Origin of the sequence: Spirosoma flavum (genome assembly GCF_042686045.1) — a bacterium.
GTDB lineage: Bacteria > Bacteroidota > Bacteroidia > Cytophagales > Spirosomataceae > Spirosoma > Spirosoma flavum.
The window spans coordinates 108,990-127,904 of record NZ_JBHUOM010000023.1; the positions used below are offsets into that span (position 1 = coordinate 108,990).

General features: G+C 46.2%; 29 protein-coding genes. 17 read left to right on the forward strand and 12 right to left on the reverse strand.

Annotation, left to right across the window (positions count from 1 at the left end; genetic code table 11):
- Positions 1 to 180: 180 nt before the first annotated feature.
- Both ACFS25_RS21000 and ACFS25_RS21005 read right to left on the reverse strand, forming a co-directional pair.
- On the reverse strand, positions 181 to 1,536 hold the full coding sequence (locus tag ACFS25_RS21000; RefSeq protein WP_381504926.1) for a tyrosine-type recombinase/integrase: 1,356 nt from the start codon (positions 1,534 to 1,536) through the stop codon (positions 181 to 183).
- 65 nt (positions 1,537 to 1,601) lie between these two features.
- Entirely contained in the window at positions 1,602 to 1,883 is a 282-nt protein-coding gene (locus ACFS25_RS21005) for a hypothetical protein (RefSeq protein ID WP_381504928.1), read from the reverse strand.
- A 261-nt stretch (positions 1,884 to 2,144) separates the two neighbouring features.
- Here ACFS25_RS21005 and ACFS25_RS21010 point away from each other — a divergent pair, with 261 nt between their 5' ends.
- The gene (locus ACFS25_RS21010; RefSeq protein ID WP_381504930.1) at positions 2,145 to 2,357 is read left to right on the forward strand and encodes a hypothetical protein; all 213 of its coding nucleotides are present in this window, start codon (positions 2,145 to 2,147) and stop codon (positions 2,355 to 2,357) included.
- On the opposite strand, the gene ACFS25_RS21015 is transcribed toward ACFS25_RS21010, so the two are convergent.
- The 3 genes from ACFS25_RS21015 to ACFS25_RS21025 form a co-directional block, all read right to left on the reverse strand.
- A complete protein-coding gene (locus ACFS25_RS21015; RefSeq protein ID WP_381504932.1) occupies positions 2,354 to 3,355 on the reverse strand; it encodes a hypothetical protein in 1,002 nt (333 codons plus the stop codon). The genes ACFS25_RS21010 and ACFS25_RS21015 overlap by 4 nt on opposite strands.
- Positions 3,356 to 3,603: 248 nt before the next feature.
- Positions 3,604 to 4,347, reverse strand: coding sequence for a hypothetical protein (locus ACFS25_RS21020; protein ID WP_381504934.1), 744 nt, complete (start codon positions 4,345 to 4,347; stop codon positions 3,604 to 3,606).
- Between the two features lie 69 nt (positions 4,348 to 4,416).
- A complete protein-coding gene (locus ACFS25_RS21025) occupies positions 4,417 to 5,145 on the reverse strand; it encodes a S24 family peptidase (protein WP_381504936.1) in 729 nt (242 codons plus the stop codon).
- Positions 5,146 to 5,232: 87 nt separating this feature from the next.
- Between ACFS25_RS21025 and ACFS25_RS21030 the strand changes: the two genes are divergently transcribed.
- The 10 genes from ACFS25_RS21030 (at position 5,233) to ACFS25_RS21075 (ending at position 9,961) form a co-directional block, all read left to right on the forward strand.
- On the forward strand, positions 5,233 to 5,475 hold the full coding sequence (locus tag ACFS25_RS21030; protein ID WP_381504939.1) for a hypothetical protein: 243 nt from the start codon (positions 5,233 to 5,235) through the stop codon (positions 5,473 to 5,475).
- Positions 5,476 to 5,478: 3 nt separating this feature from the next.
- Positions 5,479 to 5,784, forward strand: coding sequence for a helix-turn-helix domain-containing protein (locus ACFS25_RS21035; protein WP_381504940.1), 306 nt, complete (start codon positions 5,479 to 5,481; stop codon positions 5,782 to 5,784).
- An 84-nt stretch (positions 5,785 to 5,868) separates the two neighbouring features.
- Complete coding sequence (locus tag ACFS25_RS21040) at positions 5,869 to 6,216, forward strand: hypothetical protein (protein WP_381504942.1); 348 nt, start codon at positions 5,869 to 5,871, stop codon at positions 6,214 to 6,216.
- Positions 6,217 to 6,263: 47 nt separating this feature from the next.
- On the forward strand, positions 6,264 to 6,503 hold the full coding sequence (locus ACFS25_RS21045) for a hypothetical protein (RefSeq protein ID WP_381504944.1): 240 nt from the start codon (positions 6,264 to 6,266) through the stop codon (positions 6,501 to 6,503).
- Positions 6,500 to 6,808 carry a hypothetical protein gene (locus tag ACFS25_RS21050; protein ID WP_381504946.1) on the forward strand — a complete coding sequence of 103 codons (309 nt, stop codon included), beginning with the start codon at positions 6,500 to 6,502 and terminating at the stop codon, positions 6,806 to 6,808. Before ACFS25_RS21045 ends, ACFS25_RS21050 begins: the two co-directional genes overlap by 4 nt.
- A gap of 86 nt (positions 6,809 to 6,894) precedes the next feature.
- Positions 6,895 to 7,032 (forward strand): hypothetical protein, encoded by a 138-nt coding sequence (locus tag ACFS25_RS21055; RefSeq protein WP_381504948.1) that lies wholly within the window; start codon positions 6,895 to 6,897, stop codon positions 7,030 to 7,032.
- Between the two features lie 9 nt (positions 7,033 to 7,041).
- Entirely contained in the window at positions 7,042 to 7,953 is a 912-nt protein-coding gene (locus ACFS25_RS21060) for a hypothetical protein (protein WP_381504950.1), read from the forward strand.
- A complete protein-coding gene (locus ACFS25_RS21065) occupies positions 7,853 to 8,767 on the forward strand; it encodes a hypothetical protein (RefSeq protein ID WP_381504951.1) in 915 nt (304 codons plus the stop codon). The genes ACFS25_RS21060 and ACFS25_RS21065 overlap by 101 nt, the downstream gene beginning before the upstream one ends.
- The gene (locus tag ACFS25_RS21070) at positions 8,760 to 9,257 is read left to right on the forward strand and encodes a VRR-NUC domain-containing protein (RefSeq protein ID WP_381504952.1); all 498 of its coding nucleotides are present in this window, start codon (positions 8,760 to 8,762) and stop codon (positions 9,255 to 9,257) included. Before ACFS25_RS21065 ends, ACFS25_RS21070 begins: the two co-directional genes overlap by 8 nt.
- A 26-nt stretch (positions 9,258 to 9,283) precedes the next feature.
- Positions 9,284 to 9,961, forward strand: a complete 678-nt coding sequence (locus tag ACFS25_RS21075; RefSeq protein ID WP_381504954.1) for a DUF4494 family protein — start codon at positions 9,284 to 9,286, stop codon at positions 9,959 to 9,961.
- Between the two features lie 67 nt (positions 9,962 to 10,028).
- Here the strand turns inward: ACFS25_RS21075 and ACFS25_RS21080 are convergent, their stop codons facing one another.
- Positions 10,029 to 10,238: a hypothetical protein gene (locus ACFS25_RS21080; protein WP_381504956.1), complete on the reverse strand. Its 210-nt coding sequence runs from the start codon at positions 10,236 to 10,238 to the stop codon at positions 10,029 to 10,031.
- A 33-nt stretch (positions 10,239 to 10,271) separates the two neighbouring features.
- Between ACFS25_RS21080 and ACFS25_RS21085 the strand changes: the two genes are divergently transcribed.
- The 6 genes from ACFS25_RS21085 to ACFS25_RS21110 all read left to right on the forward strand — a co-directional run bounded on the left by ACFS25_RS21085 (position 10,272) and on the right by ACFS25_RS21110 (position 13,288).
- Positions 10,272 to 10,460 carry a hypothetical protein gene (locus tag ACFS25_RS21085; protein ID WP_381504958.1) on the forward strand — a complete coding sequence of 63 codons (189 nt, stop codon included), beginning with the start codon at positions 10,272 to 10,274 and terminating at the stop codon, positions 10,458 to 10,460.
- Positions 10,461 to 10,912: 452 nt separating this feature from the next.
- Complete coding sequence (locus ACFS25_RS21090; RefSeq protein WP_381504960.1) at positions 10,913 to 11,308, forward strand: hypothetical protein; 396 nt, start codon at positions 10,913 to 10,915, stop codon at positions 11,306 to 11,308.
- Entirely contained in the window at positions 11,305 to 11,508 is a 204-nt protein-coding gene (locus ACFS25_RS21095) for a hypothetical protein (protein ID WP_381504963.1), read from the forward strand. Before ACFS25_RS21090 ends, ACFS25_RS21095 begins: the two co-directional genes overlap by 4 nt.
- Positions 11,509 to 11,596: 88 nt before the next feature.
- The gene (locus ACFS25_RS21100; RefSeq protein ID WP_381504965.1) at positions 11,597 to 12,016 is read left to right on the forward strand and encodes a hypothetical protein; all 420 of its coding nucleotides are present in this window, start codon (positions 11,597 to 11,599) and stop codon (positions 12,014 to 12,016) included.
- 356 nt (positions 12,017 to 12,372) lie between these two features.
- The gene (locus ACFS25_RS21105; RefSeq protein WP_381504966.1) at positions 12,373 to 12,636 is read left to right on the forward strand and encodes a hypothetical protein; all 264 of its coding nucleotides are present in this window, start codon (positions 12,373 to 12,375) and stop codon (positions 12,634 to 12,636) included.
- A 262-nt stretch (positions 12,637 to 12,898) separates the two neighbouring features.
- Complete coding sequence (locus ACFS25_RS21110; protein WP_381504968.1) at positions 12,899 to 13,288, forward strand: hypothetical protein; 390 nt, start codon at positions 12,899 to 12,901, stop codon at positions 13,286 to 13,288.
- A gap of 91 nt (positions 13,289 to 13,379) precedes the next feature.
- Here ACFS25_RS21110 and ACFS25_RS21115 read toward each other — a convergent pair whose 3' ends face one another.
- The 6 genes from ACFS25_RS21115 to ACFS25_RS21140 all read right to left on the reverse strand — a co-directional run bounded on the left by ACFS25_RS21115 (position 13,380) and on the right by ACFS25_RS21140 (position 18,915).
- Complete coding sequence (locus ACFS25_RS21115) at positions 13,380 to 13,886, reverse strand: CHAP domain-containing protein (protein ID WP_381504969.1); 507 nt, start codon at positions 13,884 to 13,886, stop codon at positions 13,380 to 13,382.
- A gap of 123 nt (positions 13,887 to 14,009) precedes the next feature.
- Positions 14,010 to 14,939 (reverse strand): hypothetical protein, encoded by a 930-nt coding sequence (locus ACFS25_RS21120; RefSeq protein WP_381504971.1) that lies wholly within the window; start codon positions 14,937 to 14,939, stop codon positions 14,010 to 14,012.
- Positions 14,936 to 15,277 carry a hypothetical protein gene (locus tag ACFS25_RS21125; RefSeq protein WP_381504972.1) on the reverse strand — a complete coding sequence of 114 codons (342 nt, stop codon included), beginning with the start codon at positions 15,275 to 15,277 and terminating at the stop codon, positions 14,936 to 14,938. The genes ACFS25_RS21120 and ACFS25_RS21125 overlap by 4 nt, the downstream gene beginning before the upstream one ends.
- Before the next feature lie 32 nt (positions 15,278 to 15,309).
- Positions 15,310 to 16,056, reverse strand: coding sequence for a hypothetical protein (locus ACFS25_RS21130; RefSeq protein WP_381504974.1), 747 nt, complete (start codon positions 16,054 to 16,056; stop codon positions 15,310 to 15,312).
- Between the two features lie 2 nt (positions 16,057 to 16,058).
- Entirely contained in the window at positions 16,059 to 16,331 is a 273-nt protein-coding gene (locus tag ACFS25_RS21135; RefSeq protein WP_381504975.1) for a hypothetical protein, read from the reverse strand.
- Between the two features lie 157 nt (positions 16,332 to 16,488).
- Entirely contained in the window at positions 16,489 to 18,915 is a 2,427-nt protein-coding gene (locus ACFS25_RS21140; RefSeq protein WP_381504977.1) for a glycosyl hydrolase family 28-related protein, read from the reverse strand.

Consider the following 18,915-nt stretch of genomic DNA (forward strand, 5'->3'; position numbering starts at 1 on the left):
CAGATAACTATTTGCGAAATGAGCCGCAAAGATAGCAAATTTCTCAGTAGCAACAAATCAAATACAACAATCGACAACATAACGTGTCTCATTCACACGCCACTAGCGTCCTATTTATTTCGTTTGCAACGTGTTTTGTGCCCTACTGTGTCACCTTTGTTGTCCTATTGTTATCCCGCTTTACCCGCCCGTTTTCTTTCGTTTCTGACTATACAGTGAACTAACGGCATCCACCGCTTCCTGATCAAACTGCTCTTCGTAATCCCGGGTTGTTTTAATATCCGAGTGACCAAGGGCTTCCTGCCGGGTTTCCAGCAAGACGCCAGACCGGCGCATCATATCGGCGAAACTGTGACGCATCACGTGGGGCGTTATGCGTTTGGTCAGGCCAATCCGCTCACCCAGACGAATGATCTGCTGACGGGCTCTGAGCTTCGCTCTACGCAGATGAATGTATTGATCAGGTGTTGGCAGATCATCGAAGTCATCCGGTACGTAAGGAAACAAAAACGCGTTGCCGGGTTTACGTTTGCCATTCTGCTGATACAGATAGGGCTTAAACAAGTCAACTGCCTGCTCATCGAGCAACACGCTCATGCTCTTTTTTGATTTGCTGGTTGTGTACCGAAGTCGGTGCTGCTCACCTTCGATACTGTAGTTTTCAATTCGCCACAGAACGGCATCACCAAGCCGGGCACCGTGACACAAATACATAGCCAAGGCGAGCGGTCGGGCGTGCTCAGTCCCGGTAATGGCTTTTCGCCCCCCACTGTGTTTTTTGTCCGCCGGATCAAACGCCAGCTGATTCATTTCCTCTTCCCGGAGCCGGTCTACTTTTTTTCTCGTACTGCCACCATTTACGCCCCGCATGGGGAATTTCTCGTAGGAGACCAGTCCAGCCTCAGCCGCCTGGTACAACACGTGCCTGAGCTTGGTTAAGTAGGTATTAACCGAATTGGTGGCATACTTGGTTTCGAGCCAGGCTTTTAGATTGAGAATGTCTTTTTTGCTCAATTTGCCCAGCATCCAGTGTTTGGCGTCGAGTTCTTCGTTGCTCACCCCTGGCGCTTCATGGAATACCTCTCGGGTATAGGTGCGCAGGACCTTAAGCGTGGATTCGTACACATTAGCCGTTTCAAGCTTACCCAGATCGTCGCCGGCCGCCTGGCGACGAGCGGTGAGGTGAGAAAGAAAAAAGGGTAAGAGTTTATCGGGAAAGCCGCCCAGTTCAAGGTAATTACGAACATCGGTGGCCGTATACTCCCGGTCGCGTTTTTCAAAGTATTCAGCGGCCTGTTCTGCCTTCACATACGCATCCCGGATGCGCTGATTATAAAGCTTGTAATCGGCGTAGGATTTACGGACCCAGTTTGAAAGATCCTTGGTGCCTTTTTCGTTAAAATGTTTTTCTGACAGGGCCATGCTCAAGGCCCAAAAACTAGTCGTGCGGTCTTTGGTGATGCGGATGCGGATCACCTGCTCGGCGTCCCGGTTAAGCTCGGCTTTGAGTCTGACGGCGAGGGTTAAGCGTCCCATGAGAATTGGTAATATTGGCTTTTTGTCTGAACTTTAGGGACAAACTTCTACGACTATGCTTTATATTATTCTGATTCTGTGCGTTCTGAATTTAGGCCTTCTAATCTATTTTCAATTGAAGCCAACTCGGTTTGAGAAACCTCCAACGCTGCCGGCTCAAGCGTTAACAAACCATCTTCATGATATTGGATTAGGGTATCCAGAAAAATCTGCCTTTGCATCAGATCGACTCTCTCGATCTCATTCTCAGAAAGATTCTTTTTTAAAAGATGTAAAATGACTTGCAGCTGTGATTGTGTTTCTGCTTGTGCAATTAGGTTCTTTGCTATTAGCTTAGATAAATCCATTTGAAGATTTGAGAAGTTAAGTGTGGTCCATCTATATAACCTAGTGGTTCTCACCACTCACCACACGTGGTGAGTTGCTCTCTTTGTACAAATACTGTCTACATTTACGTCTGATGCTCGGATATAGTCAACTTCGGTTATGTTGATGATAATCAGCGATTCAAGTAGGGCTTTCTGAGTGAGCAGGTCCTTGTAGGTCATCAAGTATTACTATTGAATTAGTTTTAACTTTAACCCGTTCTATATCTAAACCATACAACTATGACAACTCCGGAGATTATTGCTGTTAGTGTGCTACTAGCATTATGGGCATTGTCTTTTTGGTTTGACTATCGACTTAAAAAGGCATACCAAAAAAGTGAAGAACAATCAAAAGCGATGCAAGTTGAATTAAATCGACTTCAAAAAAACCTTGATATAATAACTGAGCATTTGCAACTTGTATTCCCGTTGCAACATGCGAATAGAAACTAATCTTCACTTAAACCGGGAGCTTCACCCGAAGCCTCATCTTCATCATTAGCCCCATTAGTATTATCTTCAATTTTTTGGTCATTTTTTTGGGCTGCTTCTAATAGCTTCTGCGCCTCTTTAAGCGCTTTAATTGCTTTCGCATCAGGGAAAGCTTCTTTAACTTCTTTTGGGGCATTTAGTGCAGGGTAAAAATCAACTCCTTTTTCAAGTAGAGCCCCAAAAGTCTCGATTACACTTTTATAAGTATTTGATAAATCGGGCTTGTCTGTTGGTAAATTATTGTCATTTATAATCCTCTTCGCCCTTTCTAGTTTATCCAGTTCGTAATTATCTTTAAGTTGTTGCTTTATTAATTCAAGCATATCATTTTTCGCAATTATTGTACGCAACTGTTCTGCAGCCATTTCACTTTTATGATATTCGGTTTTTAAGTCTATCGCAGACTGTATTAAACTGCCAATTACCTTAAGAATTTGTCCGCCAACTACCGCATCGAATAGTAATTTCAGCAGAATTGACCCCGATTTAACTTCTTTAAGCTCGACTTGACCACCAAGATCATAGGCAGGAACGCCAATGGCAAACTTTAATTGATTTAAGGTTTTTTCGAAATCTTCTAAATTATGGACATTATAAAGTTGCACTGTCAAGCCAAATTCATCCGACTGTTCAATAACATCAGGTTCTATAAAATTTAGGAAATTATCAACAGTTGTATGTAAAGACGTAAACGCTTTTATAAAATTTTCACCATTGGATTTATCTGTTATTAATTCAGAATTAATAGTTTGACTTAGAGCTTTAGTTAATTCCTCTTTAACGCTTGGGTCTATTAAGAAGGGAGCATATTTTTGAACTCTTCCTATTGCCGAGCCTAAGAGCGACATGTATTTAAATCTAAAATAATACGGCTGTTCTTTATTGGCAAAAACCTCATAATCTGGTTTAATATAATTTCTATATTCATTTAAATACCTGTAAGTCTGTTCTAAATTCATGCCTGGTTAAGAATTTTAAAGGTTTGGGTTTGACTAAGATTTTAATTCTGAGGTTTTTCGACCTTGAATTCGATATTATATACCTGACGCAAATCCCCAATCGGAATCGTATCAACCGGGTTATAGGTCGGATTGCTACGTGCTTGGCAATGAAACTCTTTTACTTGCAATGGTCATTAATAGAGGTCAAACAATTTTATACTTCTTACTATTGCTCCCTGAGTTTTTATGTCAACTTCCCTATGGTCTTAGTCCATACACTCAGGTTTGCGAGCCACCCAGACCGGGCCCTTGGAATCTATTTGCAGAATGTCGATAGGAGTACCTACCTCTTTGGGTGAGAGTTTTTCCTGATTTTCAATTAGCTCCTTAATAACCCCAATCGAATTTGTTTTTGACTTTACAATCATTTCATATTTAGCTTCAGAAGTCAATTTATTGAATGAAGACTTATACCCAAGTACAACTAATGGTGGATTCGTTTTAATTCTGAACCTCACATTCACAGCAGCATCTGGTAGATTTGTATTGCAAAATTCTATAATACGGACTTGGGGTACATCATTTTCTATACCCACGAAAGCCATTTCGGTAAAAATGTTATATGGATAAAAGTTATTATTAAATAGTTCGATGTTTTGATTACGCAAACCATTTATATAAATATTATAGTCGTAGCTCATACGCTCTGCATAAGTATTTATTAAATTATCTATTTGTAGATTTTCGCCAGCCAGCAGATTTGCGTGATGGATTTGAAGTACATCATTGACACCCACTAGTGTGTAAAAAAACTTACCACATTGCCTTATTTTACAACCTATATTCGTATATTCTTTAAATGTCCCCTCGGCTGAAAATACTTGCCTGCGGCTGTCAGCCCCAACTATAATTTGTGTATCTGTTCGTGTTACCACTACACACGTAGCCAAAATGGTTGAACTACTTAAAACGTAAATGACTAAAGCATTTATCAAAAAATAAACATGCATGCTAAGGATGTATTTAGTGTCGAAATAGGTTTAAGTAGGGTAATATTATGTATTAGTATATGTTTTCGGTCACATTGACGTCTGGTTCTCGAAGCCCTTTACTAAAAACAAATTGAGGATGTCCACTTTTTCAACATCCCATGTATCGTGGCTGGGGTTGTGAGAAGCCAGAACTACCTTGCTATCGTCAGTTGGGTGTTTGCGAATGTATTTGAGTACGCGCAGCCCGGCCGTTACGACCAGGTAGATCTGTCCGTAGTCAATGTATTTCCGATCGGGCAAATGATACACGTATAGGCGGGCACCCGGATAGATTAAATCGTACATCGAATTTCCCTTCACATTGCACATCACGCAGCCTTGGTAATGGGGAGCATACACGTAGCCTTCGGGAATCTCGTCGATATCATCGAAGTATAGCTCAATTCGGCCCGCGGTTATTTCGACGTCGTAATAAGGGATATATAATTCAGCGTCCTTTTCGGGAAGTTCAGACAGGAATAATCTGGCTTTTTCGGCGGGGATCATCTTGCCGGGCTTAGGCTGATACGCTGACTCTTCGGTGAACATTTCTCCCTCACCTGTTTCAAACCATTCTTGATTCAAGTGGAGCAACTGAACTAGTTCATTTGATTTATGCTTTCCAATCTTTCGCTTTCCTGCCTCCATTTGGTAGTAATTAGACGGATTTTCGCCCAATTTCTCCGCAAACTGCTTAGGATTGAGTTTCAAGAACTCCCTTATTTGAACCAGTCTAGCCGCCTTAGTATCCACGTCAATTAAGATTTCTTCTAGCATAGAAAAAATATAGTTCAAAAGATTTGGTGTGAGTAGTTCATTTGAACTATATTTGCTTATCAATCACGAACGATTGCAAGCAAATCTATGACAAACGCAACCATAACGCAAGAATCAGTAAGCGAACGGCTTGTAAAAAATACACAAGCGTTTCGGGCGGCTTATGAACGGTTGAATTACAAGCAGCAGCAGAAAGAGCAGAAAGTCTTCTGCAATCAATATGACATCGCTCCCGTGTCATTTCGAGCTCGATTGTCGGGCGCCACACGTGTCGCGGATACGGAGCTGGCTTTTCTTGAAAAACGCGTTAACGCCTACTTTCAAGCCTAAGCTATGAACGTACCAACCTACGAAGAGTTTGAAGCCCTGCAAAAGCAGCTTTCGGAGTTGCGGCAACAGGTGCGCTACCTGATGGGCAATCAGCTAACCTGGCTCACCATCGAGCAGGCCACCAAAGCCTTGAATTGCAGCCGGGCAACACTCCACCGGCTCACTAAGCAACAGAAACTAATTCCCCGCTACCAGAACAAGAAACCACTCTACGAAGTGGCTCAGGTACGGGCCTTCATTGAATCAACCCGGGTCAGTCCGGGAGCGGCCAATAAGCGGATTCTGGCCGCTACGCACGCGACCATCTAAGTGGGTCGGTAATCCTATGTCAAAAAACAAAACCCCGGCAAAGTGCTGGGGCCTGTCGGTAACCATATTTCAAGATCAAAGCTAATGACTTCTCTATTCATTCCCCAAACCCTTACCCTGGCTGACATTGATCGCGATTGTGATCACAGCGAACTGGATTACCTGATTAACAAACAGGCCGGACCCTACTGCACCAGCATTGAGTTCAATGACGACAATTTCAAGCATGATGCCCGTCGTGCTTTTGAGTATGCGGTCCGCACATCGGTTCACAATGGCCGCACCGACCGCGACGAATCCGGTCGCTTCGCTGATACGAGTTCAGTACGGGATATTATTTACGTTCACGTACACCCTGAAATGAGCCTTGACCAAATCGCGGAGTCTGTGGCCAAAGCCGTCCGCGAGATCGACAATAACGTTTTTGCCTAACTCCTCAACAGGCCCGGCTAGTCACCGGGCCGTTTTCGCTTATTCTCATGAAAACAGTCTTCATCACCTGTATCGTGCTGGGTACGATTATCAACCTGCCGGTCTTCAGTATGCTCGTTCGGGAGCTAGTAGGCTCATCCGCTTTTTTGAAACGGTTTACCGCCTACTGGCACAAAACCGGCAAAAAAGATGCTCTCGCGGTCTCGATTATAATTATCGCCTTTTTCGCGACGCTCAAAGTGTTTTGCTGGCTTCATGCGCACGGGTTTAACAACATCAGCCGATGAGCCTCATCAATCAGGTTTACGAGATTCACCTGGGGGATTTGTTCGGCCCTAACGCCACGGTGACCGACGTGGAATACGACATGGGGATGATCAATTTCAGCCTCCCCATCCGCGAATCACAGGATTTTATCATGCCGGTCAATTGTCAGATTTCGGGCATTTACGACGGCAAACTAGAATGCCTGATCACCGAATCGGAACTGGAGGCTCAACTCCAATTTAGGACTAAACTCAAGATCTACGCCAAGGATTTTTTCAAAAAACTCGATGAGCAGGACAGCAAAAGCAGCGGAGATCAAGGCTGAACTTATACGACAGCGTCTGATTCGTCAGGAAATTAAAGACTGGTATTTACGCGAAAAAGCAAGAATTTCTAAAGAGGTATAACCCCATGCACAATCCTAAAACTGACCCCAACGCTGAGACCGGCGTGCTACTAACGCTTGGCCTGATTTTAATATCTGGCGGCCTCATGCTGGCCTTAGTGGTCAGCATCCTATGGCCCCGAATTCACGCCCTATTCTGCTAACCTCCCATTATGAGTGAATTCACCGGCATCTGGCTCCCGGCCGAAATCTTGGCTATAGACAAACTCAATCTGACCGAGAGAGTACTGGCTGCGCAGGTAGTCATGCTTTCCCGATCGGGTGAGTGCACCGCGCAGAATGAATACATAGCCAGTCAAATTCAGATGACCGAAACATGTGTCAGCCTTAAGCTAAAAGCGCTTAAAGACAAGGGCTGGATTGAGATTGATCCCGGTAAGGACGAAGGTAATAAACGCCGTATGTACCCCTCTTTAAAAATGTTACAGACCCTCTTTAAAAATATTAAAGAGGGGGTCTCTCACCTTAACCCCTTCTCTTTAAAAATATTAAAGAGCCTATTTAAATATTTTAAAGAGCCTACCCAAGATTTTGAAAGAGGCTATTTAAAAATATTAAAGACCCTCTTTAAAGATTTTAAAGAGTCATATATAAGGAATGAGAATAAAGATGAAAGTAAAGAAGAGAATAAAGATGAAAGTGTTTTACCGGTCGGTACCGCGTCCGAAAAAAATACTGATTCGGTAGACGAAGAAAATCCTAAGGGTTCGCCCCCACCCCCTACCCCCGCCCCCGAATTCCCCAGCTATGGGGATGGCGAATTACAGCAGCAGTGCCTGTTTCATTTTGGCGATAATCCCGGCCTGTATCCGCTGGCCATGTACGCCGGCTTTCTCAAATACTGGACCGAGCCTCAGCCACCGGATGGAAAAGAAAAGTGGCGGCTCGATCGAGGCTGGCCACTGCAAACCCGCCTTGCCAACTGGCATACCAACTACCTCAAAGATTTAGAACGTGAACGCAATGGAACCTCAAAAAAACATGGCAACCGAACCCAAACCGATTTCCTCACTCGTCAGCGCGCAGCCGAACCTCAAAGCATCGACGACTACGGCGACCTCTAAGCAGGTTGAGGAGGTTGAGTTGACACCTGAGGAGATAGACGACGTGTTGCGGGCCGGTCGTCAGGCTAAAGCAAACCGGCAGAAAAACGACGCTTACTGGCAACGGGTGCTGAATCCCGGATCGGCCTGGTCCCCCAGCGATTTAGGCAGCTGGATACTGACCGAATCCAAGCGAAAGGATCCGCAGAATCTGAACCCCCGCTATCTGGGCAAAAAAGGCTACGTGCTGGATGAACACAGCCAGGCCGTGTTTGATCTGCTTTGCATGTACTTCACGGGTCACCCTGATTTTGAAAAGGCGGGTCAGCATTACGATCAGTTCAAGGAGGGCCGATTTTCGCTCGACAAAGGGATTATGATGGTCGGGCCGACGGGCATCGGCAAAACGGCCCTTCTTTTTCTGTTCTGCGATAATCCCCGTCAGAGCTTCACCATTACTCCCTGCAAGGTGGCGGTCGATACCTATGAAGGAGCCGAAACCAGTCAACAGGGCAAAGCGATTTACGACCGCTTCACGGTAAAGTCGGATGTCTACGGTGGTCGCTTCCGGCATGGCCAGGGGGGACGGGCCTTTGATGATCTGGGCAACGAAACCGTACCCGCCGTGCTCTTCAACAAAAAGCGAAACCTGTTGCTCGATATTCTGGAACGTCGCTACGAAATCGGCTCAGAAGATTCAGGACTTACGCACCTGACGACGAACCTGACCTCTCAACAAATAGAGGATCTGTACGGCAAACGAATCCGGAGCCGAATGCGCGAAATGTTCAATCTCATCAAGTTCGACCCCAAAACACCCGACCGTCGTGAGTAATAACGAAATGTCACGCGATGAATACCTACGGTTCATCAAACAAAAGACTGGGCCCGGTGCCCCGGCCAAAATTCAGACGCGGGTCAAATCGCCCAAAAAATCTCAGCCTACTATCCTATCAGCGGCACAGTTCAGAGCCGAACACGTCGATCAGGATGAGCATGACTTACAATCGCTGGGAATCGAATGGTTTGGACTAGCCTATCCCCAGCTGCTCATGTATGCCATTCCCAATGCGGCCAAACGATCCATTATCCTGGCCGCTAAAATGAAAGCAGAGGGATTGGTATCGGGCGTGCCTGATCTGCATCTAGCCTTTCCTCATCACGGCAAACCCGGTCTGTATATCGAAACGAAAACGATCAATGGAAGCGTCTCGGATGCCCAGGCTATCATTCATGCCTACCTGCGAGGCGTCGGCTATACCGTCTCGGTGCCGATCACCTTCGAGGAGTTTCAGGAGGCAGTTATTGACTACTTAAAACCTTAATTCTTACACGTTAACCCCTTACAACTATGTGGTTTCATTCCAAAATTAAGTATGGTGTTCAAGATGCGCTGGGTAAATGGAAAACCTATAGCGAACAGTTTCTACATGATGCCATTACTTACGCAGAGGTCGAACAACAATTAGCTGAATTTCTTCAGGGCCGGGTGTCGGACTATGAATACACAATAACAAAAATCTCCTTTGATGCTGTCTATGATACGTTTATTCAGGGTAGTTTCTACAAAGTCACTTTTGAAGAAAAGACCACCAATGACGCGGGTGCTGACAAAATAACCGTTAAGGCGCATCTGGTAGCCGCTGCGGACGTGACCGACGCGGAACGCCGGGCTACGGATTACATGAAAAATTGGATTACCGATACGACCATTATCGGCTCTGATCGAACCAAGATTCTTGGTGTCTGGCATCCTAAATCAGAGGATTGGAAAAATGACTTTAAAGAACGGATGCTTCGCCTTGCCGAAGTGGGTCAGGAGTCAAACGATTCCAATCAAACGACCCTGTTCAACCGGGACGGAACCGTTAAGAAACCCGGTGATTCAAACCAAGACACTGACGCTCCAGCCAATGAAGAATCCGATTTTTCGAAATGGACTAAGAGTGCTGAAGGTACCCTGACCAAAAAAGCGAAGGGTAAGAAAATTACCTTCCTAAAGAAAAACGGTGAACCGGTCGAGGCATGACCGCTTATCACCCTCTGCGCGGGCCTCCAGCGTCCGGCCTGCCAGCATCAATGAGATTCAAGGCGTCTTACAAAATGGGAGTTGATGCTGGCTTGTTTTTTTCTGCTTCTAAATAATCCCGAAACTGTCCCAGTCGCATTTGTGCCGATTTGTTACCCGCTTTGCCTGCTTCAATCTGAGATTCTATAAAGTGGGCCCCAATCTCCATATAGCCGTTGATCTTGATCGGATAGGCCGGTATCACGGCACTCTCGAAATAGCGTATCAATTCATCCATAAGACAAATTTATCAACTATAACCTAAAACACGATGGGAATTCTCAACACGGTATTAGCCGAAAAGAAAGCAGACCGTAAGCGGCATTTGGCGGCTGCGGAGGTACTGGCTAAGCAGATCAACGATCTGGAAAAAGAACTGGCACCCAAAGCCGTCCCCGCTATACCAGCCGCGAAATCGACAACTAAAAAAATGGCTCGAAAGAGCGTAAAGAAATCATGAGAATCTGGGGCATACACAAAAAATATCCATCTCTCAGCTGGTGGACAAATTTCATGGGGCACTTTGTTACCATTGGCCCACTCACCATTTACGGCGCAAACGCTATGAATTGGACCGCTCAACTGCGTACCAAACGATGGGGCTATGTCTGTTTTACGCTTCCCGTTTTAGCTAGGTGGCAGAAGTGGCGGCATGATGATAAACCCGTTCACCGGTGGCATTGGTATTGCTCTCCAAATGGTACGCCGTGGGCTTGTACTTTTTACATCGGAAATGATAAAAACTAACACATTCGGGCCAAAATCAGAAAGTTGATTTTCGGGCATGGATTTAATGCTGATCAACATTATGATGAGCTATGTGCCATTAATGACAAGTTTGACCGGTTTACGCCTACGGAGGAGGAGGTAGAAAGTAACATGTTGTACAGACTACATTATAACGACTGATAAATGAAGAACCTAATCACAACTATTCCCAAAGGACGCTTCAAAACGTGGGAACTCGCTGAGCGGATCTTACTTCGCTGTGATGGCGAAACCGACTGGGATGAGGTAGATCGGTCCGGCACAAATCAGGGGAAGGAGTGGCTGTGGTTTATTCGGACCTCCCATCCGCCTAAAGACGCGCTGACGGACAGTGTTTGTTACATGATTTACGACGGGGTTGTTCGCGGTTATTTTCATGTAATCGAAAAGGCCGAATCGCAAAAGTGGGTTGACTTAGGCTATCTACTGGAAGACAGGCCATCCCCTTATGTAATCGTATTGGCGCATTGGCATCCGGTAAATAATGGCGTAGAAATGACCGGCTTTCAAGGCTGGCGATATACAGCACTTAGACCATGAAACGATACAGATACATAGGTGATCGCATGACTGATCCCACGCTAAAAGGTCAACGCTGCACAGCAGTACTGCAACTCAATGGCAAGTGCATTCGTGGGCGAAACGGATCCATGCTCGTCGAATTTGAAAGCGGGCGCATCGCCAACGTCATCGGTCGATTACTGAGAAAAGTTGCACCAGAATTGCAGAAAACGGGATAGAAATTGCAAAAAACGTGTCAAACGTTGCAAACCAGTAGAGTTTTTATATGACCTACTTACTCTTTAGCATGTCAAACCAATTATAAGTATGGAAGAGTCATATGAATTAAGTGAAAATGAATTAAGTGATATAACAAAGTATTTAGGTGAACTTCAAAATGGCGCTTACACACAACAATTAATCTCGCAAAGTTTTACATCTGAAGAAACCGATCATCTATTCCCTTTGATTACCAGATTGCTGAATTATGGTCACCAAACGGAAGGGTCTGGAAGTGATCAAAGTGATTCGCCTAATTATAAGGGTATCATTGATGCTATTAGTCTTAATATGGATTATGCTCGCAAGTTGGCATCACAACGACCATTTATATTAACAACATTGATCAGCAAGTATCGAAAAGTCACAAAGGAAAAAAAGCGAAATGATTTGTTAAGTATGAAGATCGTAGATATGACTGGTTATCAATTTCAGAATTACCTTAAAGAGATTGGTTTAATAAAATAAAAAAACGCCGGTCTAACAGCCGGTTTTTTTTGTGCAAAAATCATGAAAAATACTTGCTTAAATACTTGTTTCGTAGCGTAACAAAACCTATCTTTACAGAGTAATTAATCACAACAACATGACACGAAAACAAATTGAAAGTCTCCTTGAAAATTCAATCCTTCAACGAGACAGAGCCCAAAAGATGCTCCGAGAGCACTTTGACGATCTCGAAAAGAGAAATCAACACATCTTCTGGACGAACCTCTACTTAAGCCACAAATCACAAGTAGAATGGCTTAAGAAACAAAAACCAGACGACGAATAAACAAAGGGGGCCTAACCAGCCCCCACAATCTATATAACTAGATATATTTATGGTACAGGAAACGATTGATTTCGACAAGGAGTTAGCGAACGCCCAGCGCGAACATGACGAATCGGTAAAGATTTTAACTCAGCATGGCTACGTCGTAGACATGACCCAGTGGATGACGATTAAAGACTACGCCAAGAAGTACAACGTCAGTACGCAGGTTATTAGCAACTGGATAAGCCGGGAAATTATACCCGCCGATAGTACGATGGTCTTACCTGAACTTAATGATATCAGACTGGTCAAAGATCAGGTCTATAAGTAAACAGTGCTTGTCACTGTTGTTGTGATAATGCCAAAAGCCTGACTGTTCTACGGTCAGGCTTTTTTGTTACTTGTTGACAAAAATGTCCGGTTTCATCACGAACCGGGCATTTTGCTTCAATCCATTTGAGAATTAATGTGCCGTAATGAGTACTAAGAAAGAGTAGATGGCAGGTCAGCTGTAACTTTATAGGCTTTGTTATTTTTAATAAAGTCGAGCCTTTTCATTCTTAATTATTTTATTCACCCTCAAATCTATAAACATGGCTGAACCAAACACGAGCATATCTTCGGATGCTCACGAATTGGAGAAAACTTTTAATGAGTTCAAAAGACACGGACAGGATTGCAATGGCTTTAAGATTAAGGGTGTTAGCGTTACAGATTTTCATGACCCTTTCCTTTTATTTGAGGTTAATTTTACTTTTTTTACGATTCAGGTTCGCCGTAGTATACAGCACGCCCAACCCACTATACACCCTAAATTGCATCTGCAAATTGGCTACACCTATACCGATACCGATCTGTATGGTATGACAGATGCCAAGTTGAAGGAGTTGGCATTCGATACCGTTAAGTTTTTTTCAACAACGTATTTCAGTAATGACCCAACGTACGACCCAGACGTAGTGGATGGGCCAGTAGGAAATTAGGGTTCTCATTACAGCAACGAAACCCGACTATCTACCATTTTGATAAAAAAACCGGCCGTAAAACAGCCGGTTTTTCCTCTATACAACCTAATTAAACTCTACTGTAATCCAGAAAGCCGACTAAAATTGAATCCGTTAGTTTTCGTCGATCCAATCGAAATACGCCGATTCCTTCGCGTGAGCCGCCGTTGTTGCTGTTGCCCTCAATTGTCGTCAATCGAAGGCCGCTAATTTTTTCGACGATGAATGTATGACCCGCGCCCGTATGCGCATCGAGGAGTAAAATTCCGATGCAACCTGGCTTAACCAGGTCAGGCGATTTTCGAGCCTGAGCCGCCGTTATTTTGGCCTTGGCCGGTGCTCTCCTCCAGTGATCGATCACACCACCCGTTTTAATTGCTGGATTTTTAATTTCCAAATCAGTAGCTGCTTTCTGGAAACACCAGTACAAAAACGAAGCACACCACGAATAGCCGGAACCGAGCCCCACCGATTTTAAATACTGCTCCACACTATAGCCCCGATTAGAGCCGGGTGGATCTTCAGTCACACCGATCTGCGTTGTTGCAATGCTGATAACTTTGGTAAGTAAGTCCATGATTTTTTAGAGAATAGTGACTATTTAATAAATCGTTGATCTAAAATGCATTAGAGCATACTGTTGATACGATCACTTGGATACAGTCGGAAATAAGCCTGGATAATCCGGGCTTATTTTTTTTTACCATTTCGCCCTGGCTAAGTGAGTCGTATCCATTTCCTCCAGATCAAAATCAAACCCTACGCCTTTGCCCCGACGACGAGGTTTGGCATCGACAGGAACCGCCTTCACGTCGGGCATGTGGAACTGCGACTGGGGTAAACCTTTGGGGGCGGGGGCGATGTAGAAGCGGGGCCGGGAGTCGATTTTCGGCTTATCGCCCGCGCCACTTCTGAAATTGCGGTCCAGTTTTTTTTCCAGTTGCCTTCGTCCCTCTTTTCCCTCCTGAGCGGCTGTTTGTGCCACTTCAGCGGCTACTTTGGCGCTGGTTTTGGCCTCCTGCGCCATCCCGCTTAGCGTATCGGTAGCCGCCTGAACAGCCCCCACAACCTGGTTGGTAACGGCCTTGATCCCGGATTTAACGACCTGCTGGGTGTAGGTCTGCGATTGTCGGATTGCCTCGGTTTTCGCCCGGTCAGCTTCGGCGATGTAATGCACAACGCGGGTGAAGCCAAACAGCAGGGCGATGGGTAAAAGTATTGCCCCCGCAATGGCCGCATTGCGCCAGCTCATCCACTCCTGCCGGGTAGGGGGCGACTGACCCGTCAGGTACCGGGCCAGTAGAGAGTCGCGCCAGAAAAGCCCGGCCGTGGGCATGTTTTTGGTAAGCGCAGCCTGAAATTGCTGAATGTCCGGAAACAGCCAGTTATCATACCCAAACCAAAGGGCCAGTGAGAACGTAAAGATCGGATTAAACAGATACGCATATTCCTGCGCCCAGGCCAGTACCAACCAAAGGGCAATGGCCGAGAAAACAGCTATTTCACCCAGAATCGAGTGCCCTTTGCTGATCTGACGTGTACGCAGCCAGCGCCAAACCAGAGAAGCGGTCAGGCACCACATGCCCACTACCCGCACCCAGTACCAGAGTTCGACCACAAATGTTTTCATACGTTTTGGCCGGTTTCCGGCGGTTTAGATTCATCTTTATTTTCGGTTTCCTTGCCATTCAAATACTTGCGGGCTGCCAAAAAGCCCCCCAATCCCGACACGTAATTACTCATGCTCTGGGAGGCAAACGCGTTACTCACTAAGGAGCCGCCAAATATGCCCGTCATCCAGCCGACAAAGAGCTGACCCAGCATCCGGCGCGTGGTGACTGGCTTTTCGCTGAATAGCGACAGGACGATAGAGGCCGACAGCGCCCCGAGCCCGGCAATGATGATGCTTTTGAGCAGGGGCGGGAAATTGACCAATGTTGATTCGATTTGATTAAGAAAGTCCTGCACGTTGGTACGGGTTTACTCCGGTTTTAATCTTTTTATTGGTTCAATTCCTCTTCCAGTTCGCTCGCCTTGTCAGCTTTGGCCTTGCTTCGATCGGCACTGTCGGCAACCGCCCGCAGCTGCATTCGTCGTCGATGTCGAATGATGGGTATCCCTCCTTTCATAGCTTCCCTCGCCTGCTGACTAAGCGCCCCAAATCCCTTTCCGGCATCGACCAGGCCGGTTCGCATCCGTTCGGTTCGAGCCGTTAGTAGACCCATAGCCAACGTTTGTTCTTTCAAAGCCTCAGCCGAGGAAGCCTCCCGATCCGCCGTTTTCAGACCTGCCGTAATAACTTTTGGATTGGATGGCTTAAGCTCAATGACCGGACCCAGATTCACCGGTGAGAGCGTTCCGTTATTTAACAGCCTGGCGTAATATTCTAATTCACGCTCCCGATCTGTCAACCGATCCGTTAACGAATCCTTTATGGCCACGCCCCGCATGAACTTGGTTTGCCACTGCGTTCCGTAGGCAATGGCTTTCTGCCACTCAGTTTTTTGCGTACGAATCACCGTATCCCGATTCGCAATCACGCTGTCTTTTTTGGCGATGATGCTGTCTTTTTTAGCCACGACTACCTGCCACCTGGCTACGGCCTTGGTTAGATCAGCCACTTGGTTATGGTAGCCTTCGGCAACATCGTTCCACTTTTCGGGCGTGTAGACAATGTAGTTATACAGCCAAATCAGGAAAGCAATCACGGCAAAACCGCCAGCAACTTTTAGAGCTAGTCTCCACATGGCTATATGGGCGTTTGAGGTTCGGTTGGTTCTTCAGGCGTTGGATTCGGTGGCGATGATTGATTCGTCGTCTTAATTGGATCTTTGGCCTGCGCGTAATCGGTGATGGCTGAGAGTCCCTCCCGAAGCGTCAAAAAGACGATGGCTCCACGAGTAGTACCGTCCAAGATCTGCCCCACCGTTAGGGCGAACATCATGCGTTTGACCACCCAAATCCAACCCAGTATGTTACGATTCCACAGAAAAAACGTGAGTTGCGTTTGTAATTTTTCCATTGATTTGGAGATTAACAGTTGCGCCCGATGAGGGTCTAATAAGGTTCTCTATGTACACGGCCACGGCCTCACCATACGTGAGGTACCGTGTCGTATGCGTATAATCGCCATCTTGCAGAGCGACCTGAAAGGGGTAAGGGGCGTTCCACATAGCCGCTTAGTTCAAGTTTGTAGTTCGCAGACTGTTGCCAATACTGCGCAGGTTATCATTCTGGCCGCTGGTTACATTATATTGAAAATAGTTTTGCTTCAAGATCATCTGATCATTGCCGGAATTGGTATTCAGGGCGTTATCAAGGTTGACCCCGACGTTTCCCCAAAGGGTAGTCCCTAAAATGGCCGGTTGGGTAGCCACATATCCAGACGAGGGGGGGAAGTGATAGCTCAGGAAGCCGTTCGGATAAAAGTCATCTATCTGGGTTGTGAAATTTGGAATACCTCCCGTGACTTTGTTGCCTATGATTTGTGTATTGATCGCCAGATAACCCGTTAAAGCGCCCGCTGATGTTTGGCTTGTATGAACGCCGATGAAGTTTCCGTTGCGCGGGTCAGTCAGGCTCGATAGTTCGTTTCCCTTGACACGAAAATCGTATTGCGGGTTGACCTGAATAAAGCCGGTTCGCTGAATGTGCGCCGGGTTCAGATCAATCGCCCCGGAGTTATTAAGGGTGTTATACTCAAAATTTACGTTTTCTGCCGCACTGAAATACATCGTGAAGCCCCGTTGCATGCGCTCCATGACGTTGAACGTAAACGATACGTCTTTGATCGTCCAGTTGAATACGCTGTATTTCGATGTGGCATCAGGAACTACAGACCAGGCCGAACCCACGGTCAGAGTATTGGCCGTTCGTGACGTAATTGGTTTTGTTTGACCCGCGCCGGTCCCGCCGTAAATCGTTACGACCGGATTCATCTGAAAGGCACCGCTCCACGACTTTGAGTTGTCGGTTAGGGTTGTGGGTGTAGCCGAGGAAACACTGCCCTGGTCCTGATCGATCAGGTCGGGATCTTCCGAAATGACTGCCTCTAAATCGTTTATCCAGAAAGGAGGATTAGCCGGTTTATTACCAGATACAGTCTCGAACGTGTTTTTATGAACCAGGGCGAATTGCGTAAAATCCGCTGTCATAACGTGGTACGTCTTGACGTTGGGGCTGGTTACGTGGCCAAATGATACGTCTTTTAACAGCCGGTTTTGCTCCCAAAGGACATACTTCGTCTGATCAATACCCGGCCCGCCAACGAATCGAAATACGTTACGCTTGGCGACCACGTAGGTAGCACCCGTCAGGGACAAAGGACCGTGAATGTCTTTATTGAGTGTTTGGGTGATCTCGCAGTCAAGTAAGGCTAGCTTAACGGCTCCCCAAAACGCAATGTTATCCGCCTTATACATGTTAAAGCGGACATTCTTCCAGAACATCTCACTACCCCGCATCACGCCGGTATACCAAGCCTCACTAGCAGGGTCAACATTCTGAATCGTAAAATTCATAATGCCATTGGTATTTACGCCATCATCCCGCTTAAAGAGGTCGAACGTTTGTGTGCCGCTGTAGCCAAAGGAAAGGATGGTACTATCCTTGCTTGTGCCCATCAAAACGACCTTAGATTTGAAGGTGATCCCTACGCCACCCGAGCCGCTGCCGGCAATAATTATTTTGTAGGTACCATTCGGAAACAGCAACACACCGCCATTTGTCGAGGCATTTATGATGGTTATAGCGGCATCAATCGCGGGTTTATCGTTTGTGACACCATCCCCCACAGCATGTAGGGTCAGGCGCGGATCATTCATAATATTATAGACGTTCCCAAACAGCAGGGCGTATTTTGCCCCCCACGCCTGACCAATATTGAATACGTCCAATCCCGGCGTTATGGCCGTGACGGTCGTACCAACAAGGGATTCGCCCAGTGCTCCACCCGCCCCATTGCTGACTAAAGCCTGATACGCCTGTCCAACGGTTAAGCCAAGTGGGGCACGAAAGTTGATCCGCTTATCAAAGCTATTCGTTTGATCGAAGGCGGCATACAGGCTGGCACCTCCGCCAACCGGCTGAAAACGAATCGTTGGACGAAAACCGGGCAATAGTAAGTTTGTGCCGCAGAGTTCCATTGGAGCGCCTGAATACACATCGGGCGACGTCGTAAAATGACCCTCCGCCCGGTTGATATACCGGGTCAGACTCTTGGCTCCATTGGCTACAACCGAAATCCCGTAGAGACCCATCGGGTACGATTCGGGTATAAACGTATTCAGGCTGTTGAGTTGCTGATTGGGTCCAATCGTTAGTGAATACGTGGGTGTAGCCTCATTGATCGTCAGGTTAACCGTTGCATTAGCCGGAAATGCGCCTTGCAGAAAAAGAGGTTGCCCAGGGTCAGCCGTTTTAGCAATATGAAAAATATGCAAATCCGTCGATACGGGGAGAACGGTCGAACTCCCCCCCGGTGGCACCGGCACATTGACCAGCACAGATAGCGAGGTCGGCCCGGCGGCTCCTACGCGAACCGTTTTTGCATTTTGCCCCAGCAAGAGCGAGGGCACTAACAGTAGAAGGCTTAGTATCTTTTTCAT

Bases quoted from the DNA above. Each gene is read 5' to 3' on its own strand.
- ACFS25_RS21060 (WP_381504950.1), top strand. From the start codon at position 7,042: ATGAGTGAATTCACCGGCATCTGGCTCCCGGCCGAAATCTTGGCTATA.
- ACFS25_RS21120 (WP_381504971.1), bottom strand. From the start codon at position 14,939: ATGAAAACATTTGTGGTCGAACTCTGGTACTGGGTGCGGGTAGTGGGC.
- ACFS25_RS21015 (WP_381504932.1), bottom strand. From the start codon at position 3,355: ATGAATTTAGAACAGACTTACAGGTATTTAAATGAATATAGAAATTAT.
- ACFS25_RS21115 (WP_381504969.1), bottom strand. From the start codon at position 13,886: ATGGACTTACTTACCAAAGTTATCAGCATTGCAACAACGCAGATCGGT.
- ACFS25_RS21075 (WP_381504954.1), top strand. From the start codon at position 9,284: ATGTGGTTTCATTCCAAAATTAAGTATGGTGTTCAAGATGCGCTGGGT.
- ACFS25_RS21085 (WP_381504958.1), top strand. From the start codon at position 10,272: ATGGGAATTCTCAACACGGTATTAGCCGAAAAGAAAGCAGACCGTAAG.
- ACFS25_RS21080 (WP_381504956.1), bottom strand. From the start codon at position 10,238: ATGGATGAATTGATACGCTATTTCGAGAGTGCCGTGATACCGGCCTAT.
- ACFS25_RS21025 (WP_381504936.1), bottom strand. From the start codon at position 5,145: ATGCTAGAAGAAATCTTAATTGACGTGGATACTAAGGCGGCTAGACTG.
- ACFS25_RS21000 (WP_381504926.1), bottom strand. From the start codon at position 1,536: ATGGGACGCTTAACCCTCGCCGTCAGACTCAAAGCCGAGCTTAACCGG.
- ACFS25_RS21130 (WP_381504974.1), bottom strand. From the start codon at position 16,056: ATGTGGAGACTAGCTCTAAAAGTTGCTGGCGGTTTTGCCGTGATTGCT.
- ACFS25_RS21035 (WP_381504940.1), top strand. From the start codon at position 5,479: ATGAACGTACCAACCTACGAAGAGTTTGAAGCCCTGCAAAAGCAGCTT.
- ACFS25_RS21105 (WP_381504966.1), top strand. From the start codon at position 12,373: ATGGTACAGGAAACGATTGATTTCGACAAGGAGTTAGCGAACGCCCAG.
- ACFS25_RS21090 (WP_381504960.1), top strand. From the start codon at position 10,913: ATGAAGAACCTAATCACAACTATTCCCAAAGGACGCTTCAAAACGTGG.
- ACFS25_RS21050 (WP_381504946.1), top strand. From the start codon at position 6,500: ATGAGCCTCATCAATCAGGTTTACGAGATTCACCTGGGGGATTTGTTC.
- ACFS25_RS21065 (WP_381504951.1), top strand. From the start codon at position 7,853: ATGGAACCTCAAAAAAACATGGCAACCGAACCCAAACCGATTTCCTCA.
- ACFS25_RS21030 (WP_381504939.1), top strand. From the start codon at position 5,233: ATGACAAACGCAACCATAACGCAAGAATCAGTAAGCGAACGGCTTGTA.
- ACFS25_RS21005 (WP_381504928.1), bottom strand. From the start codon at position 1,883: ATGGATTTATCTAAGCTAATAGCAAAGAACCTAATTGCACAAGCAGAA.
- ACFS25_RS21140 (WP_381504977.1), bottom strand. From the start codon at position 18,915: ATGAAAAAGATACTAAGCCTTCTACTGTTAGTGCCCTCGCTCTTGCTG.
- ACFS25_RS21020 (WP_381504934.1), bottom strand. From the start codon at position 4,347: ATGCATGTTTATTTTTTGATAAATGCTTTAGTCATTTACGTTTTAAGT.
- ACFS25_RS21045 (WP_381504944.1), top strand. From the start codon at position 6,264: ATGAAAACAGTCTTCATCACCTGTATCGTGCTGGGTACGATTATCAAC.
- ACFS25_RS21040 (WP_381504942.1), top strand. From the start codon at position 5,869: ATGACTTCTCTATTCATTCCCCAAACCCTTACCCTGGCTGACATTGAT.
- ACFS25_RS21010 (WP_381504930.1), top strand. From the start codon at position 2,145: ATGACAACTCCGGAGATTATTGCTGTTAGTGTGCTACTAGCATTATGG.
- ACFS25_RS21095 (WP_381504963.1), top strand. From the start codon at position 11,305: ATGAAACGATACAGATACATAGGTGATCGCATGACTGATCCCACGCTA.
- ACFS25_RS21135 (WP_381504975.1), bottom strand. From the start codon at position 16,331: ATGGAAAAATTACAAACGCAACTCACGTTTTTTCTGTGGAATCGTAAC.
- ACFS25_RS21100 (WP_381504965.1), top strand. From the start codon at position 11,597: ATGGAAGAGTCATATGAATTAAGTGAAAATGAATTAAGTGATATAACA.
- ACFS25_RS21055 (WP_381504948.1), top strand. From the start codon at position 6,895: ATGCACAATCCTAAAACTGACCCCAACGCTGAGACCGGCGTGCTACTA.
- ACFS25_RS21110 (WP_381504968.1), top strand. From the start codon at position 12,899: ATGGCTGAACCAAACACGAGCATATCTTCGGATGCTCACGAATTGGAG.